This is a genomic window from Paenibacillus rhizoplanae, assembly GCF_042684125.1.
Taxonomy (GTDB): Bacteria; Bacillota; Bacilli; order Paenibacillales; family Paenibacillaceae; genus Paenibacillus_AQ; species Paenibacillus_AQ rhizoplanae.
Map to the genome: position 1 here is coordinate 78,456 of NZ_JBHUKY010000013.1, position 23,077 is coordinate 101,532.

Here is a 23,077-nt window from a genome sequence, read left to right on the forward strand (position 1 = left end):
CTCTCTTCTTGCGGGCAGCTTATTATTTCTCCAAACGGGGGTTAGTCTGGTACTTCTCTAAATATATTGAATACATATAATTCATATCGACTATTTTCGAATCCAAGGGGATGTTCTATCATGTTGACCTTATTCCGGAGTGACCCGCTATGAATCAGAATAGAACCCGGGTTCTGCTGGGCAGCCCAATTCATCAGAAACCGGCGATCCTGGAGCAATTCCTGAACTCTCTGCTGCGTCTGAACCTGAAGGATATCGATCTTGATTTCTATCTGATTGACGATAACCCGGATGAAGCCGCAAGCCAGCTGCTGCAGCAGTTCGCCCGGAACGGCAGATCCGTCTTCCTGCAATCCTCCGGCTACCATGATGACTATATCCGAGATGAGCATACTCATGTCTGGCATTCCAATCTGGTCTGGAAGGTGGCCGGATTCAAGAACCTGATGATCCGGCGGGCGGAGGCCTTCGGCTATGACTACCTGTTCCTGATTGATTCCGACCTCATTCTGCACCCGGATACGCTCCTGCATCTGATCGGTACAGGCAAGGATATTATCTCCGAGATTTTCTGGACACAGTGGCAGCCGAATACAATGCTGCAGCCGCAGGTATGGATGCATGACGAATACAACCAGTGGGAGATTCATCCGGGAGAGCAGCTCTCGCCGGAGGAGATTCAGCGCCGTTTCCATGCTTTTTTGCTGAAGATGCAGCAGCCTGGAATCTATGAGGTTGGCGGACTTGGCGCCTGCACGCTGATCAGCAGCTCAGCCCTCAGCTCCGGGATCAGCTACGACCGGGTCCGTAATATCTCCTACTGGGGAGAGGACCGTCATTTCTGCATCCGTTCAGCGTCCCTCGGCCTTCCGCTCTTCGTGGATACCCATTTCCCTGCGCTGCACCTCTACAGAGACAGTGATCTGGATCTGGTCGAGGAGTTCATCCGGCACACCTCGGGCGCGGAAGCAGCCTCTATAGTAGAAGCGAAGGATGAAGCTGGCAGTCATTCAGGAGCAGCCGGGGCCAGGAGTGAAGCAGAACCTGACGGCTCAGGTGAAGCGCCGGCCGTTGAAGACAGCGACACTGATCTGCCGGGCCAGGCAGAGATGGCTCCGGCTCCCGGTGACAAAAGAGTACAGGAGGCAGCAGCACAGTGGGATGTGCTGTGGACCGAAGCCGAAGCCCGGCAGCGCTTGTCCAAGGAGCCTCCGGCAGCGCTTGCTTCCCGCCGGCCCAAGCTGACCCTTACGATGATCGTCAAGAATGAAGGCACCAGGTTCCTGCGCCAGGTGCTCGAGGAGCACCGCAAGTATATCGATGAGGCCGTCATTATCGACGACGCAAGCACAGATAATACAGCCGATATCTGCCGCGAGGCTCTGGAGGGGATTCCGCTCCACCTGATACACAACCCTGTCTCCCGCTTCCATAATGAATCAGAGCTGCGCAAGCAGCAGTGGGAGGCGGTGGTTAAGACCCGTCCGGAGTGGATTCTTAATCTGGACGGAGATGAGCTGTTCGAATCATGTTTTCCAGAGGAGGTAGACTCCCTGCTGCGGACAGCAGATTGCGACTTATTCTGCTTCCGGCTCTACGACTTCTGGGATGAGGCAAGTTACCGTGAGGATATGTACTGGAAGGCCCACCAGAGTTACCGCCCGTTCCTGCTTCGTTACCGGGAAGACTTCACCTATGCCTGGAATGATCTGCCGCAGCACTGCGGGCGGCTGCCAGAGAATATCTTCGAGCTGTCCCATCAGTTAAGCAATCTGCGCCTGAAGCATCTTGGCTGGTCGAAGCCGGAATTCCGGCTGGAGAAGTATCTGCGTTATATGCTGCTGGACCCGGATGCCGAGTACGGCTGGAAGGAGCAGTATCAGTCTATCCTTGACCCGAAGCCCCGGCTGGTGCCCTGGAGCGAATAGGGCGAGGGCTAAGGCATAAGAAGAGAGAAAGAAGCTCCCTATCGGAGCTTCTTCTTTTTTTGCGAATACGCTTCAGGAAATATATCACTATAGGTCCGCAGGCAAATATGCTAAAATAACAGAACATAAGTTCGCATTTAGGTTGTAAAATACAACCTAATATTTCCCTATTATTAGAAAGATATATAGAAGAGGAGGCATAACGGCAATGGAACAGCAAATGATACAGCGTTACCGGCAGGAAATCTATCGAATCGGCTGGCGCTTACAATACCGGAGCAAACGAACCCGCCGGCATGAGTGTACCTTCATGGATATCCGCCCGGCTCAGCGGGATGAAGCAGAGGAAATGATTAACAGGTTGTCCGTTGAGCAGCTATTAGATACACTTCCGGCCAAAGGAAAGGTAATTCTGCAGAAGATTTATCTACAGGAAATGACAGAGGCTGAGGTCGCGGCCCAGCTGCATATGAGTCAACAGGGGGTTAACAAATGGAAGCAAAAAATGATCCAGCAGCTATCACAGACAGCGAATTCGCAGACCTTCTGACCGGTGTCCGTCAAAAACAGCCGGAGGCCATGCTCCAGATCATTGAGCTATTTCAGGAGGACATCGAAATGGTCAGTCAGTGCATCCTTCTCCCGCGCGAGGAAGCTATTTCCCATATTGTGACGGAGATCCTTAGCTTCATACAGGCCGGGGATAGCACGTGAACAAGCGGGCAAACGCCACCCTACGTGGCGCTGCCCGCTTATCATTCATTGGGAATAGCTAATCTATCAAGCAAGACCGGCATTCATGCCGGCTGCACCCTAGGTATTGACATTCCTGCTAGGGTAAGGTTATCACCAAAATGCTCCGGCACTACGACGAGATCGGTCTGCTTCATCCCGCAGCGATCGATCCCGCGACAAGCTACCGCTGGATTGGGTTCACTATTCCCTTATCTAAATCAACGCATCAAAATGGCCTTCTGCGTCCACCGTCGCTGTCCGGGGATCGGTCAGACCGATGCCCTTAAGGCCTCCCTTTCCCTCAGTCCGCCAAGGCGGAGTGTGATCCTGAAGCGGGGGAGCAGGTACAAATGAAGCCGAAGCGGTACTCCCGCTTTTCTGCACCAGATGGGCCTCCAGCTGCCGTATTTGCCGCTGCAGCTGCTCCCGGCGATAAGGAGTCTGCATCTCTCCGCCCTGCGCCGCATTCACCTTGTCCAGCTCCATCAGCAGCCGGTTGCGCTGCTTCTCCAGAGAACTGACATCACTCTGTGTGCTGCCGTAAGCTGTAGTGGCCTGTACCGGGCTGATACCGGATACCAACTGTGCCGCCATGATCTCTCCCTCCGTTTCCTTGGCTTCTGCTTCTAATCCAGCCATATTCGAAAGTTCTAATCATTTCTATTACCCGGCAGCCCCCGCCATGACAACATTTCAACCACATATTTACAAAAAATCGTCGCATAGTCTCAATCGGATGCTGGTTGGACCATACCAAAGACCTATTAACCGAGGTGATATAACATGAAATACTACATGCCTGACTGCTCATTTGGATGTATTCAAGGAATACTTATCCCCAAATCTATGCACAGTGCCGGGGCCCATTACATTTCACACCGATCCTACTGTCTTCGCAGACTCTGATTTCGCTATTGCAACAGTCAGCTCGCCGTCCGCTTCATCGACCGTCATCACTGAGCCTTCCTCTGCTTCTCCGGCGATCAGCGCGCGCGCTACCCGGGTCTCCAGGCTGCGCTGGATGAACCGCTTCAGCGGTCTGGCGCCATAGACGGAATCGAAGCCTTCCTCGGCAATGAAGCGGACAGCCCGATCGCTGAGGACCAGCCCGATGTTCCGCTCGGAGAGACGCAGACGCAGGCCATCGACCAGCTTAACCACAATTCTCTGAGTCTCGCCCAGTGTCAGCGGCTTGAACATCACGATATCATCTACCCGGTTGAGGAACTCTGGACGGAAATGCCCGCTCAGCTCCTTCATGACCCGGTCCTTCACCGCTTCGGTCAGCTCGCCGTTGTCATCCGTGCCCTGAATCAGATGCGGTGAGCCGATATTGGAGGTCATGATGACAATGGTGTTCTTGAAGTCGACCATCCGGCCCTGCGAATCGGTCAGCCGCCCGTCATCCAGCAGCTGTAGCAAAATGTTGAACACATCCGGGTGAGCCTTCTCTACTTCATCGAGTAGGACCACCGTATACGGCTGGCGGCGCACCGCTTCCGTCAGCTGGCCGCCTTCTTCATAGCCGACATATCCCGGAGGAGCACCCACGAGACGGGAGACACTATGCTTCTCCATATACTCCGACATATCGATACGGATCATGCCGTCCTCGCGGTCGAACAGCGATACCGCCAGCGCTTTGGCCAGCTCCGTCTTCCCGACCCCGGTCGGCCCGAGGAACAGGAACGAGCCGATCGGACGGTTCGGGTCCTTGATGCCGGCTCTAGCCCGAAGAACCGCATCGGCTACCAGCCGGACCGCCTCATCCTGTCCGACTACCCGCTCATGCAGCGTATCCTCCAGCCGCAGCAGCTTATCCCGTTCGCCTTCCACCAGTCTGCTTACGGGAACTCCCGTCCAGCGCGAGACAATATCGGCGATCTCCTCCTCCGTCACGGCTTCACGCAGCAGCCGGGTCTCCTGATCCTGCTGCGCCGCTTCCTCCGCACCCTTAAGCTGCCGCTCCAGATCAGGAATAATGCCGTAGCTTAATTCAGCCGATTTGTTGAGATCATAGATCTCCTGCGCATCGACCAGATCCTTGCGGGCCTGCTCCAGCCGCTTCTTCAGGTCACGAATGCCCTGAATGGCCGATTTCTCCTTCTCCCAGCGGGCTGTCATCCCCAGATGCTTCTCCTTGAGGTCGGCCAGCTCCCGCTGGAGGTTCTCCAGACGGCGCGCGCTGGCGTCGTCGGTTTCTTTTTTGAGCGCGGCTTCCTCAATCTCCATCTGCATCAGGCGGCGGGTTACCTCATCCATCTCACCGGGCATGGAGTCAATCTCCGTGCGGATCATTGCGCATGCTTCATCGACCAGGTCAATCGCCTTATCCGGCAGGAAACGGTCGGTGATATAACGGTTAGACAGCACACCGGCTGCTACCAGAGCGCTGTCATAGATTTTGACCCCGTGATGCACCTCGAAGCGTTCCTTAAGGCCGCGCAGAATCGAAATGGTATCCTCGACATCCGGCTCGCTGACCAGCACCTGCTGGAAGCGGCGTTCGAGCGCCGGGTCCTTCTCGATATATTTGCGGTACTCATCCAGCGTGGTCGCCCCGATACAGTGCAGCTCACCCCGGGCCAGCATCGGCTTCAGCATGTTGCCCGCATCCATAGCCCCCTCCGTCTTGCCCGCACCGACAATCGTATGCAGCTCGTCAATGAACAGAATAATCCGTCCGTCACTCTCGCGGATCTCCTTCAGCACCGCCTGCAGCCGCTCCTCGAATTCCCCCCGGTATTTCGCACCGGCAATCAGCGCACTCATATCCAGCGAAAAAATCGTCTTGTCCTTCAGTCCCTCCGGCACATCCCGGCGGACAATCCGGTGGGCCAGCCCTTCGACAATCGCAGTCTTGCCGACACCCGGCTCCCCGATCAGCACAGGGTTATTCTTGGTCTTGCGGGAGAGAATACGGATCACCCGGCGAATCTCAGCATCGCGCCCGATGACCGGATCGATCTTGCCGGCCCGCACCTCAGCCACGAGATCGCGGCCGTACTTCTCCAGCACCTCATAGGTGGCCTCCGGCTCCCGGCTGGTCACCCGCTGGTGTCCGCGAATCTCCGCTAACACGCCAAGCAGCTTCTCCCGGGTAACGCCCCGGCTGGTGAACAGCCCGCGAAGCTCGCGGTTCCCGCTGCTTGCATCCGAGACCATCGCCAGGACAGCATGCTCCACCGCGACGAATTCGTCCTGCATCTGCGCCGCTTCCTGCTCAGCCTGCTCCAGCATGGCAATCAGCGCAGGCGAGGCATAGCGCCGCATGGTGCCCGATCCGCTCCCGCTAACGCTGGGTTTGCGCTGAAGCAGCGCCTCGGTTCCCTGCAGCAGTTCGGCTACGGGAACATTCATCTTCTGCAGCAGCCGGGGCAGCAGGCCCTCATTCTGCTGAAGCAGTGCCTTCAGCAGATGGAGATTGTCAATCTCCTGATGCCCGCCGGAGGCCGCCAGCGACTGCGCCTCTGCCACCGCTTCCTGTAGCTTCTGGGTAAGCTTATTGAAATCCATAAAATCATCGCCTTTCTAATGTATAGGTTAATCAGCCGGTTACCCGGCTGTGATATATGCTGAACGTGCTTGCCTCTTACCGCGTTGCCGTTCTACGCCGCTGTGCCCCGCCAGAGTTGCGCCGTTTCGCCCCGGCCTGGAAGCTGCTGGACTCCGCCAGCTGGCGGTACAGCTTCTTCTCCGCCTCCGATGTATCGGACGGAATGACCAACTCCATCCGGAACAGGATGTCACCATTTGTTCCGCCCGGACGTCTCAGCCCCTTGCCGGATAGGCGCAGCGTTCCGCCGCTGGCTATACCGGCAGGAATCTTCAGCTTCACGCTGCTGCCATCCGGCAGCGCCACCTTGGCTTCTCCGCCAAGCACAGCCTGCCAAGGGGCGATCTCAACCGTGCCGAGCAGATCCCCGCCGTCCGGCTCATAGATCTCATGCGGCAGGAGATGCAGCGAGATCAGCAGATCCCCGACCTGGCCTTTGCCCTGGCCCGCTCCGCTTCCGCCGCCGGGTACCCGGATGATAGTCCCTTCCGCCGAGCGCGCCGGAATCTGTACGTTCAGGTCCTTGCCCGCCGCCTGAACGCTGATATTTCCGCCTTTGTAGGCCTGCTCCAGCGTAATTTCAAGCTGGGCCTGCATCGTACTGAACTCCTCCCCCCACGGGCTTCCGCCTGGACGGGCGCCGCTGCCGCCCGAGAAAAAGCCAGCACGGTCAGCCGCACCCCGGCTGCCGAAGAACATTCCGAACAGATCCTCATCCGGTATACCGCCGGAAGAGGCGGCTCCGCTGCTCCAGCCCGCGCCAAACGGCGATTCCCATGACGCAGAGGAGGCTGATCCGTGGCTGCGCTGACCCCGTGAGCCTGCAGCGGCACCATAGCGGAGCTCCTCATCATAGATTTTGCGCTTCTCTTCATCGCCCAGCACCTCATATGCCTCGGCTGCTTCCTTGAATTTCGCCTCTGCCTCCGGGGCCTTGTTGACATCGGGATGCCATTTTTTAGCCAGCTTCTGATAGGCCTTCTTGATCTCCTGCTTCGAGGCCTTCTGATCTACCCCAAGACGCTCATAGTAATTTGCCGCCACCGGAACCTCCTCCTTTCGTGTAATGGGAACCTTCTGCCTTCCTCCGGGAAAAGACGCATTATAGCCGGGACTCCCACTACAATGCGTCTAATATTAAATGCTATATGAAAAGCCTGTGAAATCCTGCCCTTCCGCTTACTGAAGCTCTTTCCGGCCCTTAAGCATCGCCGCCGCCATCCTGAATTTCGATCCGTTTGCCCTGGGACTTCTGCCGTTTCGGCACCTCCAGGCTCAGCACACCGTCTTTCAGAGAAGCACGAATGTCTTCCTCTGCAATATCCTGCACGTAGAACCGGCGTACATATTCGCCATACCGCCGTTCGCGGCGCACCATCTGATGCCCCTTGTTCTCCTCATTGCTCTCTTCTGTGCGAACCGCCTTGATCGTCAAGTAAGGGCTGGAATAATCAATGTCGATTTCTTCTTTGCGGAAGCCCGGAAGCTCGGCCTCGATCAGATATGCCCCTTCACTCTCACGGATGTCGGTCCGGAAAGACAGCGCGTTACTTGTCAGCGGTGCGAAAAAATCATCATTAAACACTTCGTTCAGCGACTTCGCCAGCACACCAAAAGCATCATCTCTGCGTTTACCAAAAGGAACCAAATCAAACATCTTTCATTCTCCTCTCATTTGACTTTTGATTTTTTGAATTCGGTCTTGCTAAGACTTTGACTTTGTCTGACCTATGGCTTTATTATAGCCTGCACCCCCGGAGAAAACAAAACCGGTATAAGCCGAAAAACCGGGAAAATCCGGCGTTTCGGCTCTTTTTTTATAATAAATTTTAACATTATTAAGGATTTGACCTTATTCGACCTTCCTGCTCTACTTCAAATAACGCTCCCGGTATTCACTCTCCAGCATGCCCATCATTATCACATCATGATACTCATGGTTATAGAACAGCGTCTGACGCCGCACCCCCTCCTGCACGAACCCGATGGACTCATAGACATGCGCAGCACGGGCATTATAACTGTAGACCTCCAGCTCAATCCTGTGCAGATTCAGAATGCCGAAGCCATAATCCAGCATAAGCAGCAGCGCTTCACGCCCGTACCCTTGGCCCTGGTGCCGCTCGTCCCCGATGGCGATCCGCAGATTGGCATTCCGGTTATCCCCATCTATATCCTGAATGGCGATGTCGCCGATAACCTCATCGTTCTCCTTCAGCGCGATGAGCAGTAGCACCGTGCTGTCATCTCCGGATTTACGCGCGATATAATTCTCAATCTGCTCTTTGGTGATATGCTTCTTCGTTCCTGTAAGCCTGCGGACTTCCGTGCCGTAGAACATATGGTAATACATTTCGGCATCTTCCCCGTTGAGCGGGCGCAGATATACCTTTTCCCCTGTTACAAGTTCTGAATGCCTGTTCATTCCCGTCATCTCCCACCTTCACCCTCTTTTACAAATCCTCAAAAAATGCATAATTCCCTAAATTATACACGACTCATCACCTCAGGAAAACTATATATTAAGTTAGCCTAGCCCGGACAGCAGCTGTGCATAATAAGATTTGACCTCAAGCGAAGGAGGGATTCCGATCTCCCGGTTCAAAATATCAGCGAACTGCAGGTACTGCCGGTTCAGGGCATCTTTGTTATTCTGGAGAGCCAGGGTCCTCATAAGCAGCATATGCGCTTCTTCATCCAGCTCATTGCGCTTCAGCAGCTTGATCAGCAGGCGCCTCGCCGTATTCATCTCCCCCTTGTCCAGCAGAGCCGTGCAAAGACGCCGGGTGAATGCGGAATACATTAGCGACAGCCGTTCAATCTCATTCCAGGCCCAAGGATACACATGGTCTCCGAATAAATCGCCCGCATATAGCTGTTCAAGCTCGATAGCCTGTTCCAGATTAGCCTCATCTATCACAGGCATGCTTCTGCAGCCCTCCTCGAAACCAAGCAGATCCACATCAACCCCCATGCACGTAAAAGCATAATGGTTACTCTCCGAATGCAAATGCTTCTTCAGCCCATAGGTATCCAGCAGCTTGCGCAGCTGATAGACCGTTGTATTCAAATAAATCTCTGCATTCTTCTGCGGCATATCGCCAAAGATATCCTCAATGAGCCGTGCACGGGACACAAGCCTGCCTTTATGTACAAGCAAGTAGCCGAGGAGCTCCGCGCTTTTCCGTGATTTCCATTTGGTCTTGTTCCCCTGCACCCCTTCGATTTCAATTCCGCCCAGACAGCTGATCCGCACTTCCTTGCCTAAATCCGGCTCCCGTCCGGCTTCTGCCGCACGCTCCAGATGAGTCTGTGCAGCGGCTCTTAGCACCGTCTCATGCAGCCTCTCCTGCATCACCGGCTTCACAATATAATCGAGGGCGTAGACCTCAAAGGCAGACAACGCATGCTCCTTATGGGAAGTGATGAACACCAGTTTGGGATTCCTGCCGCCCCTTCTAAGCCTCGCCGCAAATTCCAGGCCGCTTTCTCTGGGCATGCTGATATCTATAAAGATCAGGTCCACCTCATGAGTGCTCAAATAGGTAAAAGCAGCGGCAGTATCCAGGAAGCTGCCCATCAGTTCAACCTTTTCCAGCTTGGCAAGCATCCGTTTCAATATCAGATGCATAGCCTTCTCATCATCGATAATGATCACTTTCATTGACTTAGTCCCTCCCCGTGCTGCGTGCCTGCTGGAGCCAGTTCCGCTTCCGGAGGGAGCGGAAGCGAGAAATAGAAGGTGCTCCCCTTGGAAGGTACGCTGTCGAACCATAGCTCTCCCCCGTTCAACTGTACAAACTCCCTGCACAGAGTCAGTCCCAAGCCCACTCCCCGCTCTCCAGAGGTACCGGATGAAGAGATCCGGTAATCATCCTGCAGCAGGGTACCGGCCTGCTCCGGGGATATCCCTCCCCCTGTATCACTCACAGCGATGACCATGTGACGGTCTCTCCTCTCCGCCTTTAAACGGATGCTTCCTCCACGGTACGAGAATTTAATCGCATTGGACAAGAGATTGCGGATGATCAGATCCAGCATTTCTTTATCCGCATAGATATAGCTCTCCTCCGGGATCTCTGAAATGATATGAATCTGCTTGGTATCACTCCGCTGCTGCAGGAGCCGCAGGTTAGCCCGTACCGTATATGCCAGATCCCGCGTTACCGGATCAAAGATCATCCCTTCCCTCTGGCTCCGGAACCAGTCCAGCAGCACTTCCACAAGCCCGAAGGTGTTCCGGATCTGCTGACCCATTTCGTGAAGGATCTCTTCATCATGATCCCCGCTGCCATCCTGTATCTCCTCTTCAAGCAGCTCCATCAGATTGACCAGGACCGCCAAGGGATCACGGATATCATGGGCAACCACACTGAACATCCGGTCTTTGAACATGTTCAGCTCACTTAACTGCCGGGCATTGTCACGCAGCCGTTCTTCTGCATGCACAGCTTCTGTCACATCTCTTAGCAGCAGCATTTTTCCGACAATCTTCAGATGCTTATTCCTGACAAAAGACAGATGGACATTATAGAAATTGCCGTCCGGACCTGCAAGCTGAATTCTTGATGCGCTGTCATGCCCCTGTGCCATCATCTTCAACAGCAAGGGATACCCGGAGAAAACCTGTGCAGCAGGCTGGCCTGTATTTCTGTAATTCAACCCGCCGACTATTCCTTTGGCTGAGCGGTTAAAGCTGGTGAGGCAGTTGTCGGTATCAAGAATAATGACCGCTTCCTCCATCGATTCGAACACCCGCTGAAGTGCCAGCGGCGCGATCCTCAGCATATTGAACTGGTAGATTCCCCACATATAAAAAACACCGGAGAACAGGAAACCAAAGGGTGAAATGTCGATAGGCATATAGATCGCGTCGCTCAAATAAATTAGTGTAAAACCAAAGGGCCCCCAGGAACCTATAATCATCAGGACAATCTGCTTCTTCATCCCCCGGACTGCCCGGAAGAGCATCTGCAGCAAATAAAACATCCCTATGATGAAAAAACTATAGGAATAGAGAACATGAAGCTTATATAACGGGCCTTTTATGAGGGTGACCAGCGGAAAGCCCTCTGTCTCGTTCATCGTTATGCTTGTATAGAATAAATGATGCCATTCATTGGTATTGTGGGCTGTGAAGGTTATTAGGGGAACAATCATCATTAATGCAATATTCCTGGGACGGACCCACGACTGCCTGCCGGTATACTGAAGTACCATAATGAACCACAGCACTGTGCCGAACGGAATCCCGATATATTCAACGCGCAGCCAAAAACGGATATGCTCCAGAGAGGTACTGACAATTTCGAAGGCATAGCCAAAAGAATAAAAGGAGCCGGCCAGCATCCCCAGACCGTAGCTTACCGCTATAGGAAGGTCTCTTCTTTTGAAGCACAGATAAACCAGCAGTAATGAGCAACAGGTCGCAGCCATCAAAAGTGCCGATAAATACACATTATATGTCATAGATGGTTGACCTCTATTCAGGAAGGAATCTTGCATTCTGTGCCTCCTATCTTATCAGAAACTGATCTGCCAGAGATACTTCAAATTATATTTTTATTCAACAGCTAAAAGCCGCGCCCGGCCTCTAAAATTCCAGAAAAAGCCCGCTCCGGCCTCCGAAAAGGCTGAAGCGGGCTTTCCTACCGACAAGAAGTCTGCAGAAGCCGCACGTGGCTTGCTTATTTCAAGGTATCCAGAAGGGTCTTAAGCTCCGGATTAGTCTCCAATACACGCAGGACTATAGTCAAAGCTTCGGCCCGGGACGCCTGCCTGGCTGGAAGAAAGACGCCATTGCCTGACCCGCTAATAATACCGGCTGCCGCCGCTTGCATGATCTGTTCTTGATTCCATGTCTTATCCAGATCAGAGAATCCGGAAGAGGCAGGAGAATTCACACTGTTCAGGTCAATGATCTTGGAGATCATAGCAATAATCTCGGCGCGGCTAATCTCACGGTTAGGAAGGAACAGGCCATTCTGATAGCCGGAGATCACCCCCCTTTGCTGCAGAGCGCGGATGGAAGCTTCGGCCCAGTGGCCGGAGGTATCGCTCAAGGAGCTTCCGGGCGAAGCGGTCTCCGAAAGGCCGAACACCTTAGCAAGAACGGTAGCGAACTCCGCACGGGTAATGCTTGCATTCGGATGGAAGCCGCCATCCGGATAGCCGGAAACCACACCTAACTTTACAAAAATACCGATGGCAGAGTTGGCCCAGTGAGCCGTGGTATCCGTAAAAATTAACGGAGCCGGATTCAATTTGACATCTTCAATTCTAAGCGAAAGGCTGGTCAGCACACTGGAAAGATCGACAACATTGCTTATGAACTGCACACCCGGTCCAGCAGCAGCAGGTATTGGCGTTGCTGCGGCCGTTGGGGCAGCCGTTGGTGTTGCTGTAGGGGTAGCTGTCGCCGTGACCCCTATGGGTGCTGACGCCCCGGTCGGCGTCGATGTTGGCGCCTCCGTTGGTGCTTCGGTTGGCACTGTGGTCGGCGCCTCGGTTGGTGCTTCGGTTGGCGCTGTGGTCGGCGCCTCCGTTGGTGCCACGGTCGGTGCTGTGGTCGGCGTCGATGTTGGTGCCTCGGTTGGCGCTGTGGTCGGTGCTGTGGTCGGCGTCGATGTTGGCGCCTCCGTTGGCGCTGTGGTCGGTGCTGTGGTCGGCGTCGATGTTGGCGCCTCCGTTGGCGCCTCGGTTGGCGCCACGGTCGGTGCTGTGGTCGGCGTCGATGTTGGCGTCTCGGTTGGGGCCTCGGTCGGCGTCGGCGCCTCTGTTGGGGCCTCAGTCGGCATCGGCGATGCTGTTGGTACTGGCGTCTCCAATATAGTAAGCAGGAGGCTGCCCGTTGTACCCGTGCCGTCTGTAGCTGCGGCTGTAACAGTTATTGTACCTGGATCAACTGCGGTAAGTTCACCGCTTGTTGCATCAATAGTCGCGGACCCGCTGCCGTATACAACAGACCAGACTACAGCCCGGTTGGCAGCATGCAACGGCAGGACTTCAGCACTCATAGTGAGTGAGTCCCCCGCATACAGGGAATCGGAGCCGCCGATACTTGTTACTGTAATTCCGGTTACCTTTTTGAAGATATTCTCCGCGATGATCTGCGCACCCGAGTACAGCGAAATCTGGGAAGAGATATCCGCACTGTCCGATTGGATGAGGAAGGTGACGAGGCCGTTCTCTGTATACGAGGAGAAGCCTCCATTAGCAGTATTATTATTATTGAGATTATCCAATGGATCTGTATTCTTAAATACGGTGTAAGCTGTAGCCGAATGGGCAAATACTTCGGTGCGGCCGGTCACCAGGTTATCGTCAGTATCATAGACAGCAAGAGTAACATTGATATAGGCAGGATAATTGGCATCCTGCTCCGGCTGTTTAGCCAGTTTCACATGATCTGCGGCAAAAGCAGGCTTGTAGGTTTGAAATCCGGATACGTTCACCGTGGGGTACGAATACGAATATTCCGGAACCCAGCTTATATTGCCGTCGCTCACATACCCGCCAACAATGGTTTTATTACTGTAAGTCGCAACGGTTACACTGCTGCCTCCTGCAGCATCAGGAACTGCAGCTACTGTACCGTCCGAATACCGTAAATATACATGCTCGGTGCTGTCCGGTTGGTCAGCAGGATAATTAAATGTGACAGAGCTGGTGCTTACAACACATCCGCTTATTAGAACCGAAGCCATTGCTGTTATTAGCCCCATTTTCCATATTGAATTTCTCTTCACTGTTTTCTTCCACCCCTTCAAATTCCCATATCTTATATTTAAAATAATTATACACAGGCTCAATGACGGGAAAATGACAAAGTTCGACAACGCTGGAGCAATACCAGGGCGAACAGGAGAGTGTTGTACGAACGAGGAAATACAAGAATTGTTGTGAAAAGTTGCGTAAAGGAGGAGTAATGTTGCCCTTTAAACAACACTGATGAATTGGGGACATGTTATGAGCAAAATGTGTTACTTCCATTATAAATTCAAAGCGCCGCCTCTGCGGGCAGCGCTCGGTTGAACTTCTCAGTCTAGTTCATAAACCCAGTGTATTTTAATAAACGGGATAGCATGACAACAGCCTGGGCCCGGCTGGCTTTCGCAGCCGGAACAAAGGTTTCAGGTGTCATACCGGTAATAATCTCTGCCTGAACAGCTTGTGCTACTGCCCCTTGAGCCCAGCTGCTAATCTCAGCCTGATCCTGGAAAGCAGATAGCGGCCGGACCTGCCCGCTTATAGCATCGTTAGTCTGTCCGGCGAATGAAATCGCTCTGGAGATCATGACCGCCATTTGCTCACGGGTAATCGTGTCATTCGGCCTAAAGCTCTGATCCTGGAAGCCTTCCACCAGCTTGGCCTGAACTGCTGCACCAATGGCTCCGGCATACCAGTCTCCCGTCATCACATCAGTGTAGTTCGCTCCCGCTGTATCAGGAGTCAGTCCCAGTGAACGGACGAGCAATGCCGCGAACTCCGCTCTGGTTATATCACTATCCGGAGCAAATTGAGTCTCCGTGGACCCGTTCACGATCAGCTTCGAAGCCAGCAGTTCAATATCTGCCTTCGCCCAATGACTGCGGATATCATTAAATGTCCGGGTGGACGCAAGAACGGTATACGTACTGTTGCCATTCCGTTTAAAAGTTACTTTAGTCGATCCGTCTGCCTGCTTATCAAACAAAGCGGGGACAAATGAAAATTGTCCTGTAGACGGATCATAAAGAACTACTGATGCATGTGTTTTGTCCACAGATGAGGGAAGGACAATGCTTCGGCTGACATAGGTTGAGCCAAAACGGTTCAGCTCTATTGTCTTCCCGCTCCCTGCTGCAGCAACTGTAAATTCAATGGCACTTCCCAACTGGGAGGCCGCAATGTTCCGCGCACTTTGTTGAATTGCCGCGTTCACATCTGCCGCTGCCGGAGAAATGTTGATTTGAATCGTGAGGTTATCCGGTGCTGTGCCCAGGCTTTGCACGATTGCAGCAAAGTCAAGAACACTTAGCGGCAGTGAATACTCGCCGTCATTGGATTGCATCGATATAATCGTATCCGGTGCATTCAAGGCTGCGGCTGACAGAACGGAGGCCGGCAGACTAAAACGCACCCCCGCTCCTGAAATGTTATTATAAGCCATGAAAACAATCGGAGCAGCTCCGTGATTATCCTGCTGTGCTGCAGCGGAGAGAGCAGCAGCCAGCGCCGTGCCGTCTTGATTAACGGTCGTGGTCACCCGGCCGTTCGCCGCCGTCTCCGATACGGCAGTATTCTTGCTTGTATCTACCTGAACGGGCGTAGCATTCGACGCCGGCGGAGTGACTGGCTTGCCTGCTGCCGTGATCGTTCCCGTCGGAGCGCTGGTGCTGGTACCAGTGCTGATGGTGCCGCCGCTTCCAGTGCCGCTGTCGGTTCCACCGCCGTTTCCGGTGCCGCCGCCAGTCCCGGTGCCCTCACCAGTTCCGGTGCCCCCACCAGTTCCGGTGCCCTCACCAGTTCCGGTGCCCCCACCAGTTCCGGTGCCCCCACCAGTTCCGGTGCCGCCTCCGTCTCCGCTTCCGCCGCCAGTTCCAGTGCCGCCTCCTGTTGACGGCGCTTTGACAATCAGATCAGCTGCGGCAACTTGGGTGCCCGCTCCTGCCAGCACTTTATACGTTCCGGCAACCTCACTTTTGGACAAAGCAAACGAAATAGAGAATAGCCCGTTGCTTACTGGAACAATATCATAGAACAGAGTACTTTTGACCGGCCGCTGCACTTGAATAATGACTTCATCCAGAGTAGAAGTACCGGTAATCTTCACCGTGCCGCCCAGCTCCACAGCAGCCGGAGGATGTAGCGTCACGGCCGTGCTGTCAGCAAATGCTGCAACAGGCAGAACGAGGGATAAACAAAGAGCCATAATCAGAGTCAACCTAAACTTGCGTAACTTCACTTGGACATTCCCCGCTTTCCTGTTAATCTATCATTTCTAGTCGTTATTATTATTATTTTCATTGGCAGCCAGTATCGCCAAATCCAGTTCCAGCGGAGTCTTAACTGTTGCCAGATTGAGTCCGAGGTTCGCAGGATCATTGCCATACCGGCTAACCACATAGGCTTTTACTGAATAATTCGGGTTCACCGCAACATCACTCACATTGAAATTGGCAGAATACGTTCCCGTACTTAACTTCAAATTAGCCGCAACAATACTAACCGGTGCATTGCCGTCGAAGAGCTCAAATAGGATCGTCTGATTTCCATTCACTTCTTCAGCATAGGCATTGTTAAACAACCGGATCGTTGCTGTAATTCCATTGTCGGCGGTAACCACCGGCGCAGTCATAGAGAATACTTCTGAAGATTTATAAGCTCCACCCTCCAGATATTTACTGCTGTAGCCTTCGGCATCCACAGTAACCGTGTACCGGGTTCCTGCTGTGAATATCCCCCCGGCCAAGGTTAGCTTCCCTTCGCTTAATACATATTCTGAGGCATTCAATGTTCTGTATTGTCCCACATTCCGGTCATAGACAGTTACCTTTCCTACATGTTCTCTCCAGGCCGCATTGTCGGTAAAAGCAAACTCGCTTTCCGTGTTACTGTAGAAATATCCTGTGAGTTCAGGGGTATTATAGGCAACTGTTGCCTCAACTGTGCTGTTGCGCTTACTGTCATATAGATCGCTAAGCACACCCGGAGCTACTTTGACTTTCACCGAGCCCTGCTGTTTGGCATTGTAGAAGATGATGCCGATCTGGGAGCCATACAGAGATACGGTATCCAGCGGATCCAGGGCTGAATAGGTTACTCCATGATCAGTAGAAATGGTAATGTACTCATTCAGATGGGATACTCCGTCAACAAGCGTCTGATCGGCAAGAGCAGTATTAGTGTTGAACGACAAGCTCAAGAAACGTCCGTCACCTGAAAAATAACCGCCATTGTAAGACAGCCCTGCTGCTTGATTCTGAGGGTAAATCCAGTTTGTAGCTGCGTAACCTGTCAGAACATTCCCGGCTGCATCCATGAAATGCCCCGGATTGATCTGATAATAATACTGGTAGCCTGTGAGCGGCTCCGGGAAATGCAGGATGAGCTTAGTGCCTGAGAAGGTGAACGTAACGTCTGAAGGCAAGGTATACAGCCATTGATTTCTGTAAGGATCGTACCACTGCACATCCTCCAGGAATTTGCTGTCACTCCCCTTAGCATTAAAGATCTCCTCATTGAACACGAAAGTAATATTCTGATAATCATCGGACACGGAAGAATACAGATATGCCGGCATAGTTGTGTCTGCCGGATTCGGGTCTACACCTCCAACAGCCGTCTCCAGAAAACCGCTGATCGTTCTTTGTTCCTGGACATTTCCGTTGAGATCGGTGAGTGCTCCTCCGTTAATGGAAATTTGACTCTCCGTGCCGGAGAGTGCTTCAGCGAAATGAATACTCAGCTTGTTGGATTCAATGGATACAGTGTCTTGTGCAACCAGAGCCTTGAGGGACTTCTCTTGTCCGGAGACTGTTCTGACTAAGTAAATATTGCTTTTCAGGTTATCGTCCGAAGAGGTGTTATTTAACACTTCTTTATTAAAGGTCACCACTACATCATGATTGTCATTGCTGACAGCCACCGACTGGATTATTGGGGGACTCACATGCAGATTCATTTCCGCATTTAGATTTCCTGCCGCATCCTTTAGTGTGCCGCTTGCGATCCGGATGACTGTATTTAGCCCAGAAATGATTTTCATATTATTATTGTAATTCAGATACAACTCGCGGGCGTTGTTCTGATAGGCAGATCCCTCATTATTCGTAAACGGAGCAAAGTGCTCCCCGTCGCCAGCTACACTCAGTCGGCTTTTCAGGAAAGCCGCTGCTTGCTCGCCGGTAGCCCCGTCAGGCACGTTAAGCGAGAAGTTCTCATCGAAAAACACTCTCAACCAGCTGCCATCATTCGATCTGGAGCCTGTAACAACAGGAGCGGTAATATCGTGTGCTGCAATGGAAGAGAGGGTAAGGACATTGGCAGAGAGACGTTCTTCCGTATTCATAACCGCGCCTGCTGCAATCTGAATGCTATTGTCGGTGCCGGTTAGCGCAGTGCCCAGCGTGATCACTAACGCACCATCTCCATTCATGCTGATGTCATTGCCGGCGCTGTCTGCCGCAAGATCCACCCATTGCTCCGAACCGGAACGTTCGATTTGAATACCGTCCATCAGATCGGACAGGCTGCCCGCAGGCTGGGCATAGGTATTGAAGGTTACGGTTACAGCGGCATTATTGCTGCTCACTTCTGCTGTTGCAGAGGTGATTTCCGAGACTGCCGGGTCTGCATAGCCTGCACCGGGTGACACCGTCAGTACAGATACTGCTGTAATCACCACAGCCAACATTTTGGACACGGTTGGCATGAATCTCAGCCTGTTTGTTTTGCCTCTTGCTATCATTTAGATTCTCACTCCCAAAATTTTATTATTTCAAATTGATACTAAAGCCAAGTATATCTGCACCCAATGACACGGAAATGACAAAGTTCGACAAGCAGAAACGGTACCATCCTTTTAAAGAACGGTACCGTTTCTGCGAGAAATAGAAGGAACTTTATAGTGGCCAACATATAAATGCTTATATTTCAAAAAAAGAGCCTCTATATAAGAGACTCCATCTGTTCACTAGTTCAATCAGGTATCAACCGCTTCGTAATTTTCCTGATTCCCTCATTCTATTTATATTTCTCCAGCATTTCGGTTAGCGTCCGCTTCACCTCCGCTACCAGCTCCGGCGGCTCCTGCACGGTAGCCTCACTGCACAGGCCAATCACAAACCGTGCGAAGAAGCCCAGATCGCTTCCCGGAATCTCTCCCTCCAGCCAGCCTGTGCCGTCTGCACGGATATGCAGCAGCTGCGGGGACCATACCTCCCCTTCACAGGCCTGGACCCCTTCATTCCCCAGCTCCACGTACAGCCGGATAAGGCTTTGTTCGGCCTGCTCCTGCGGCGGGCTGCCGTAATGCTCCGTATTGTCCAAGTGGATATGACGCAGATCAAGCGGGGCCGGTCCCGCTTGATCTGCGTCATATCCGGCAGACTGAATCCGGTCGCAGCGGAAAGTACGGATGCCGCCCCGCAGGAAGCAATACGCCGGACAATACCACAGGCCGTTACTGGCATAGATGCCGACGGGCTGAATCCACCTTTGCTGCCGCCGGCCCTTCGACTGGTAATCGATCAGCAGCACTTTTTGCCCGGTGGCCGCCTTCAGCAGTTGGGGCAGATAAGGGAATTCCGCCTGCCGTGCCGGGGTCAGGAAATCAATCCGGTGCTTCATCTCATCAATCCGGTCACGGACATCGCCAGACATGTAGTTATAGAATTTGTGCAAGGCGGATAAGGATTCTTCCTTGAAGGGAAGATATTTATAATGGCGCAGGGCATGGCTGGCAAAAAATATCGCCACCGCTTCTTCCTCCGTGAACGCAATCGGCGGCAGGATTCTCTCGCTCAGCACCTGATACCCTCCATGCGGCCCCACTTCGGAATAGAGCGGTACGCCCAGCTCCCCAAGCTCCTGTAAATCCCTGAGAATCGTGCGTGAGGAGACATGGAATTCGTCAGCCAGCTCCCTGACGGTGAATTTACGCTTGCGGTTGACAGTCATCATGAGGTCCAGCAGCCTTTTGGATTTCGACACAGAGTTCACTCCATTTATATTTTAACTATGACAATACCTGTCACCATTATAGTCTACACTATAACCATAGCCGGTTAGTACAGGCAAATATACCTTCCAAGGAGCGAACAAAACATGAAACTGCAAATGAACCCTTATATTCTGGTGGACGGATCTGCCCGGGAGGCGATAGCTTTTTATCAGGAGGCGCTTGGCGCTGTGGTGCTGTTCAAGCAAACGATGGGCGAAGGCCCGCAGAACCCGGACGCCCCGATGACGGAGCAGGAGAAAGCGCAGATTGCCCATGCGGTGCTGCTGGCGGGAGAGACGAAGTTTTTTGTGGCGGATTATGAGCCGGGTATGCCGCGCAGCCGGGGCAATAACATCAACATCTGTCTCACGGTGGAGACCGAGGCTGAAGCACAGCAGCTATTCAATTCACTGAAGGTAGGCGGCACCGTCGATATCGAGCTGGCCCCGGCCTACTACAGTCCCGCTTACGGCATGGTGACCGATAAGTTCGGTGTATGCTTCCAGATTTTCATGGATAACAGGAAGTAAGAATGGGGGGGAAGAACGGGGGTCTCAGAAGAACTATTATTTTTTAAAAGAGCACTGTCTCCCAACCTCTGGTGAGACAGTGCTTTCCATCGTTTGCGGCATTATATCTGCTGAATGTTAAAATGATACTCGCCAAAATAAATAGAAATGTCAGCTTCCAGACTCTCTATATTCTCTCTTCCTAGCTAAAGAATTCACGATATCACGACATATGTAACAACATTTATATAAAAGAAGGATATAGTCTGTGGATTAAAGAACATATGATGAATTCCTTTTATTATTTTTCAAAGGAATTCTTAAATCATAATTATGTATTTGCTCATACCCTAAGGGTATAATTAATAACTAAGAAGAAGTTTGTGAGGTGGATTATGAAAAAGAATGATAGCCAATTGTCTTGGGATTTTGAGCATTCCCATGAAGAAGAAGGTATAGAAAGAACAGATGATTCAAGTGACACCCTCATTACAAATCCCTTTGATCCCGCAAAAATAGACATAACTCAAAAATCTCTAACTATTGATTTATTAATTAAAAGATTAAAAGAAAATGAGATAAACTTATTAACCGATTTCCAAAGAAAAGGCGGATTGTGGGATGATGTTCAACAGAGTAGATTAATCGAATCTCTTATGATAAGAATACCTTTGCCTGCATTTTATTTTGATGGCAGCAATGATAATAACTGGCTAGTCGTTGATGGACTTCAACGACTTACTGCTCTTAAAAGATTTTTTATTGATCAAGAATTAAAATTATTTAATATGGAATACGTTACACAATTTGATGGTCAAACCTATAACCAGTTGCCTCGACATATTCAACGTAGAATTGAAGAAACGCAGATAATAGCCTTTGTTATAAACGATGGAACTCCACCAGAAGTTAAATACAATATATTTAAAAGAATTAACACTGGTGGAGTACCATTAACTCCTCAAGAAATTCGTCATGCTTTGAATCAAGGTACTGCATCTACATTTTTAAAGAAGTTGGCTGGAACAGAAGAGTTTTTAGATGCAACTTGTCATTCAATAAAATCGGATAGGATGGAAGATAGGGATTTTGTCCTGAGATTTTTAGCGTTTTCAATGACATCATACTCCGAATATTTTCCTGATTTAGAGAATTTCCTCAACTCTGCAATGGGACTTCTCAACAAAAAGAGCAAAAAGGAATTAGAAGAATTAGAAAACAAGTTTAAGAATGCCATGAAAAGCTCTAGGGAAATATTCGGAGATGATGCATTTCGAAGAAGATATAAGCTTGAAGATAATAGAAAACAAATTAATAAAGCTCTATTCGATACTTGGTCAGTTAATTTAGGGAATCTTGACAATGAACAAGTTAAAAAGCTAGTAATTAATCGTGACCTTATTAAAGACAAATTTATGAAACTAATGAAGAACAAAAGATTTGATGGTGCTATTTCTCAAGGTACTGGCGATCCAAGAAGGGTTGAATTTAGATTTACTAGAGTAGAAAAAATTATTAAGGAAGTGTTGAAATGTTAAAAAAAATACATTTACAGAATATTAAGTGCTTTCAGGACCAAGAGATTATTCTTGCTCCCCTGACGCTATTAACAGGACTAAATGGTGCAGGGAAATCTACTATAATTCAATCATTATTACTATTAAGACAATCTTTTTTGCAAGGTACAATTTATGAAAATGGATTATCCCTAAATGGTGAACTAATCTATTTGGGTACAGGACAAGATCTATTAACTGAAAACGCCGAAAAAGAATACCTAGGAATAGAATTGCATTATGAAGATATTGAAAAAGTTAGTTGGTTATTTAGTTATGATAAATCCTCTGAATTGTTGCCTATCCTTTCTACTAATTATAATAAACAGCACATTGGATTATTCTCGGATCAATTTCAGTACTTGAGCGCAGAGAGAATAGGCCCACGAACTTACTTTAGTAGATCTAATTATAAAGTTAAACAACAAAATAATTTAGGAATTAATGGAGAATACACAACACATTTTTTATCAGTTTTTCAAAATGAGATAGTTGATAATAAGCTATTACTACACCCAGATGCTGTTTCTGATAGTCTAAAAGCACAAGTTGATGCTTGGTTGAGCATCATAACACCAGGCACTAAAGTCGATATAGGCGATCATACTGATATGGATATAATCAGCCTTCGATATAAGTTTACTAGTGCGCGAAACGTTAGCAATTCCTTTAGATCTACAAATGTGGGGTTTGGTTTGACATATACTCTGCCTGTTCTCGTTTCCTTGTTAGCCTCCAAGCCTGGAACCCTGCTGCTTATTGAAAATCCTGAAGCCCATTTACATCCTAAAGGTCAATCAATTATAGGGAAATTAATGGGATTAGCTTCAATGGGAGGAGTCCAAATCATTACAGAAACTCATAGCGATCATGTTCTTAATGGAATTAGGCTAGCCGTTCACGGAGGTCAAGTTAGTCCTAACGATGTTTCAATTAACTTTTTCAACAAACAAGAAAATAACGAAAAAATAATACACTCAGTAGAAAACTTAAGTATTGATAAGGATGGCAGAATTAATAATTGGCCTGAAGACTTTTTCGATGAATGGGACAAAAGCTTAGACCAGCTACTTGGAATATAGAAAAGG

The 23,077-nt window shown here is 50.8% G+C and carries 17 protein-coding genes; 6 read left to right on the forward strand and 11 right to left on the reverse strand.

Annotation, left to right across the window (positions count from 1 at the left end; translation table 11 throughout):
• The first annotated feature begins 149 nt into the window (after positions 1 to 149).
• The 3 genes from ACFSX3_RS05225 to ACFSX3_RS05235 all read left to right on the forward strand — a co-directional run bounded on the left by ACFSX3_RS05225 (position 150) and on the right by ACFSX3_RS05235 (position 2,642).
• A complete protein-coding gene (locus ACFSX3_RS05225) occupies positions 150 to 1,928 on the forward strand; it encodes a glycosyltransferase family 2 protein (RefSeq protein ID WP_379258339.1) in 1,779 nt (592 codons plus the stop codon).
• A 208-nt stretch (positions 1,929 to 2,136) separates the two neighbouring features.
• Positions 2,137 to 2,478 carry a sigma factor-like helix-turn-helix DNA-binding protein gene (locus tag ACFSX3_RS05230; protein ID WP_209992846.1) on the forward strand — a complete coding sequence of 114 codons (342 nt, stop codon included), beginning with the start codon at positions 2,137 to 2,139 and terminating at the stop codon, positions 2,476 to 2,478.
• Positions 2,421 to 2,642, forward strand: a complete 222-nt coding sequence (locus tag ACFSX3_RS05235) for a hypothetical protein (RefSeq protein WP_209992921.1) — start codon at positions 2,421 to 2,423, stop codon at positions 2,640 to 2,642. Before ACFSX3_RS05230 ends, ACFSX3_RS05235 begins: the two co-directional genes overlap by 58 nt.
• 234 nt (positions 2,643 to 2,876) lie before the next feature.
• On the opposite strand, the gene ACFSX3_RS05240 is transcribed toward ACFSX3_RS05235, so the two are convergent.
• From ACFSX3_RS05240 to ACFSX3_RS05295, 11 genes are all read right to left on the reverse strand, one after another.
• Positions 2,877 to 3,257, reverse strand: a complete 381-nt coding sequence (locus ACFSX3_RS05240) for a hypothetical protein (protein WP_379258343.1) — start codon at positions 3,255 to 3,257, stop codon at positions 2,877 to 2,879.
• Between the two features lie 279 nt (positions 3,258 to 3,536).
• Positions 3,537 to 6,179, reverse strand: a complete 2,643-nt coding sequence (clpB, locus tag ACFSX3_RS05245; RefSeq protein ID WP_209992844.1) for an ATP-dependent chaperone ClpB — start codon at positions 6,177 to 6,179, stop codon at positions 3,537 to 3,539.
• Positions 6,180 to 6,255: 76 nt separating this feature from the next.
• Positions 6,256 to 7,263 carry a DnaJ C-terminal domain-containing protein gene (locus ACFSX3_RS05250; RefSeq protein ID WP_209992843.1) on the reverse strand — a complete coding sequence of 336 codons (1,008 nt, stop codon included), beginning with the start codon at positions 7,261 to 7,263 and terminating at the stop codon, positions 6,256 to 6,258.
• A 157-nt stretch (positions 7,264 to 7,420) separates the two neighbouring features.
• The gene (locus tag ACFSX3_RS05255) at positions 7,421 to 7,876 is read right to left on the reverse strand and encodes an Hsp20/alpha crystallin family protein (protein WP_209992842.1); all 456 of its coding nucleotides are present in this window, start codon (positions 7,874 to 7,876) and stop codon (positions 7,421 to 7,423) included.
• A gap of 213 nt (positions 7,877 to 8,089) precedes the next feature.
• Positions 8,090 to 8,644 carry a GNAT family N-acetyltransferase gene (locus ACFSX3_RS05260; RefSeq protein ID WP_036723653.1) on the reverse strand — a complete coding sequence of 185 codons (555 nt, stop codon included), beginning with the start codon at positions 8,642 to 8,644 and terminating at the stop codon, positions 8,090 to 8,092.
• A gap of 102 nt (positions 8,645 to 8,746) precedes the next feature.
• On the reverse strand, positions 8,747 to 9,883 hold the full coding sequence (locus ACFSX3_RS05265; RefSeq protein ID WP_209992841.1) for a response regulator: 1,137 nt from the start codon (positions 9,881 to 9,883) through the stop codon (positions 8,747 to 8,749).
• Positions 9,880 to 11,688: a sensor histidine kinase gene (locus tag ACFSX3_RS05270; RefSeq protein ID WP_209992840.1), complete on the reverse strand. Its 1,809-nt coding sequence runs from the start codon at positions 11,686 to 11,688 to the stop codon at positions 9,880 to 9,882. The genes ACFSX3_RS05265 and ACFSX3_RS05270 overlap by 4 nt, the downstream gene beginning before the upstream one ends.
• A gap of 218 nt (positions 11,689 to 11,906) precedes the next feature.
• The gene (locus tag ACFSX3_RS33295; RefSeq protein WP_209992839.1) at positions 11,907 to 13,925 is read right to left on the reverse strand and encodes an S-layer homology domain-containing protein; all 2,019 of its coding nucleotides are present in this window, start codon (positions 13,923 to 13,925) and stop codon (positions 11,907 to 11,909) included.
• 338 nt (positions 13,926 to 14,263) lie between these two features.
• Positions 14,264 to 16,132: an S-layer homology domain-containing protein gene (locus ACFSX3_RS05285; protein ID WP_379258351.1), complete on the reverse strand. Its 1,869-nt coding sequence runs from the start codon at positions 16,130 to 16,132 to the stop codon at positions 14,264 to 14,266.
• Between the two features lie 69 nt (positions 16,133 to 16,201).
• Positions 16,202 to 18,670, reverse strand: coding sequence for a hemoblobin-interacting domain-containing protein (locus ACFSX3_RS05290; protein WP_209992837.1), 2,469 nt, complete (start codon positions 18,668 to 18,670; stop codon positions 16,202 to 16,204).
• 275 nt (positions 18,671 to 18,945) lie between these two features.
• Positions 18,946 to 19,914, reverse strand: coding sequence for a helix-turn-helix transcriptional regulator (locus tag ACFSX3_RS05295; protein WP_209992836.1), 969 nt, complete (start codon positions 19,912 to 19,914; stop codon positions 18,946 to 18,948).
• 114 nt (positions 19,915 to 20,028) lie between these two features.
• On the opposite strand from ACFSX3_RS05295, the gene ACFSX3_RS05300 reads away from it, so the two are divergent.
• From ACFSX3_RS05300 to ACFSX3_RS05310, 3 genes are all read left to right on the forward strand, one after another.
• Entirely contained in the window at positions 20,029 to 20,454 is a 426-nt protein-coding gene (locus tag ACFSX3_RS05300) for a VOC family protein (protein ID WP_209992835.1), read from the forward strand.
• 374 nt (positions 20,455 to 20,828) lie between these two features.
• The gene (locus ACFSX3_RS05305; protein WP_209992834.1) at positions 20,829 to 21,971 is read left to right on the forward strand and encodes a GmrSD restriction endonuclease domain-containing protein; all 1,143 of its coding nucleotides are present in this window, start codon (positions 20,829 to 20,831) and stop codon (positions 21,969 to 21,971) included.
• Complete coding sequence (locus ACFSX3_RS05310) at positions 21,965 to 23,071, forward strand: AAA family ATPase (protein WP_209992833.1); 1,107 nt, start codon at positions 21,965 to 21,967, stop codon at positions 23,069 to 23,071. The genes ACFSX3_RS05305 and ACFSX3_RS05310 overlap by 7 nt, the downstream gene beginning before the upstream one ends.
• The last annotated feature ends 6 nt before the right edge of the window (positions 23,072 to 23,077 follow it).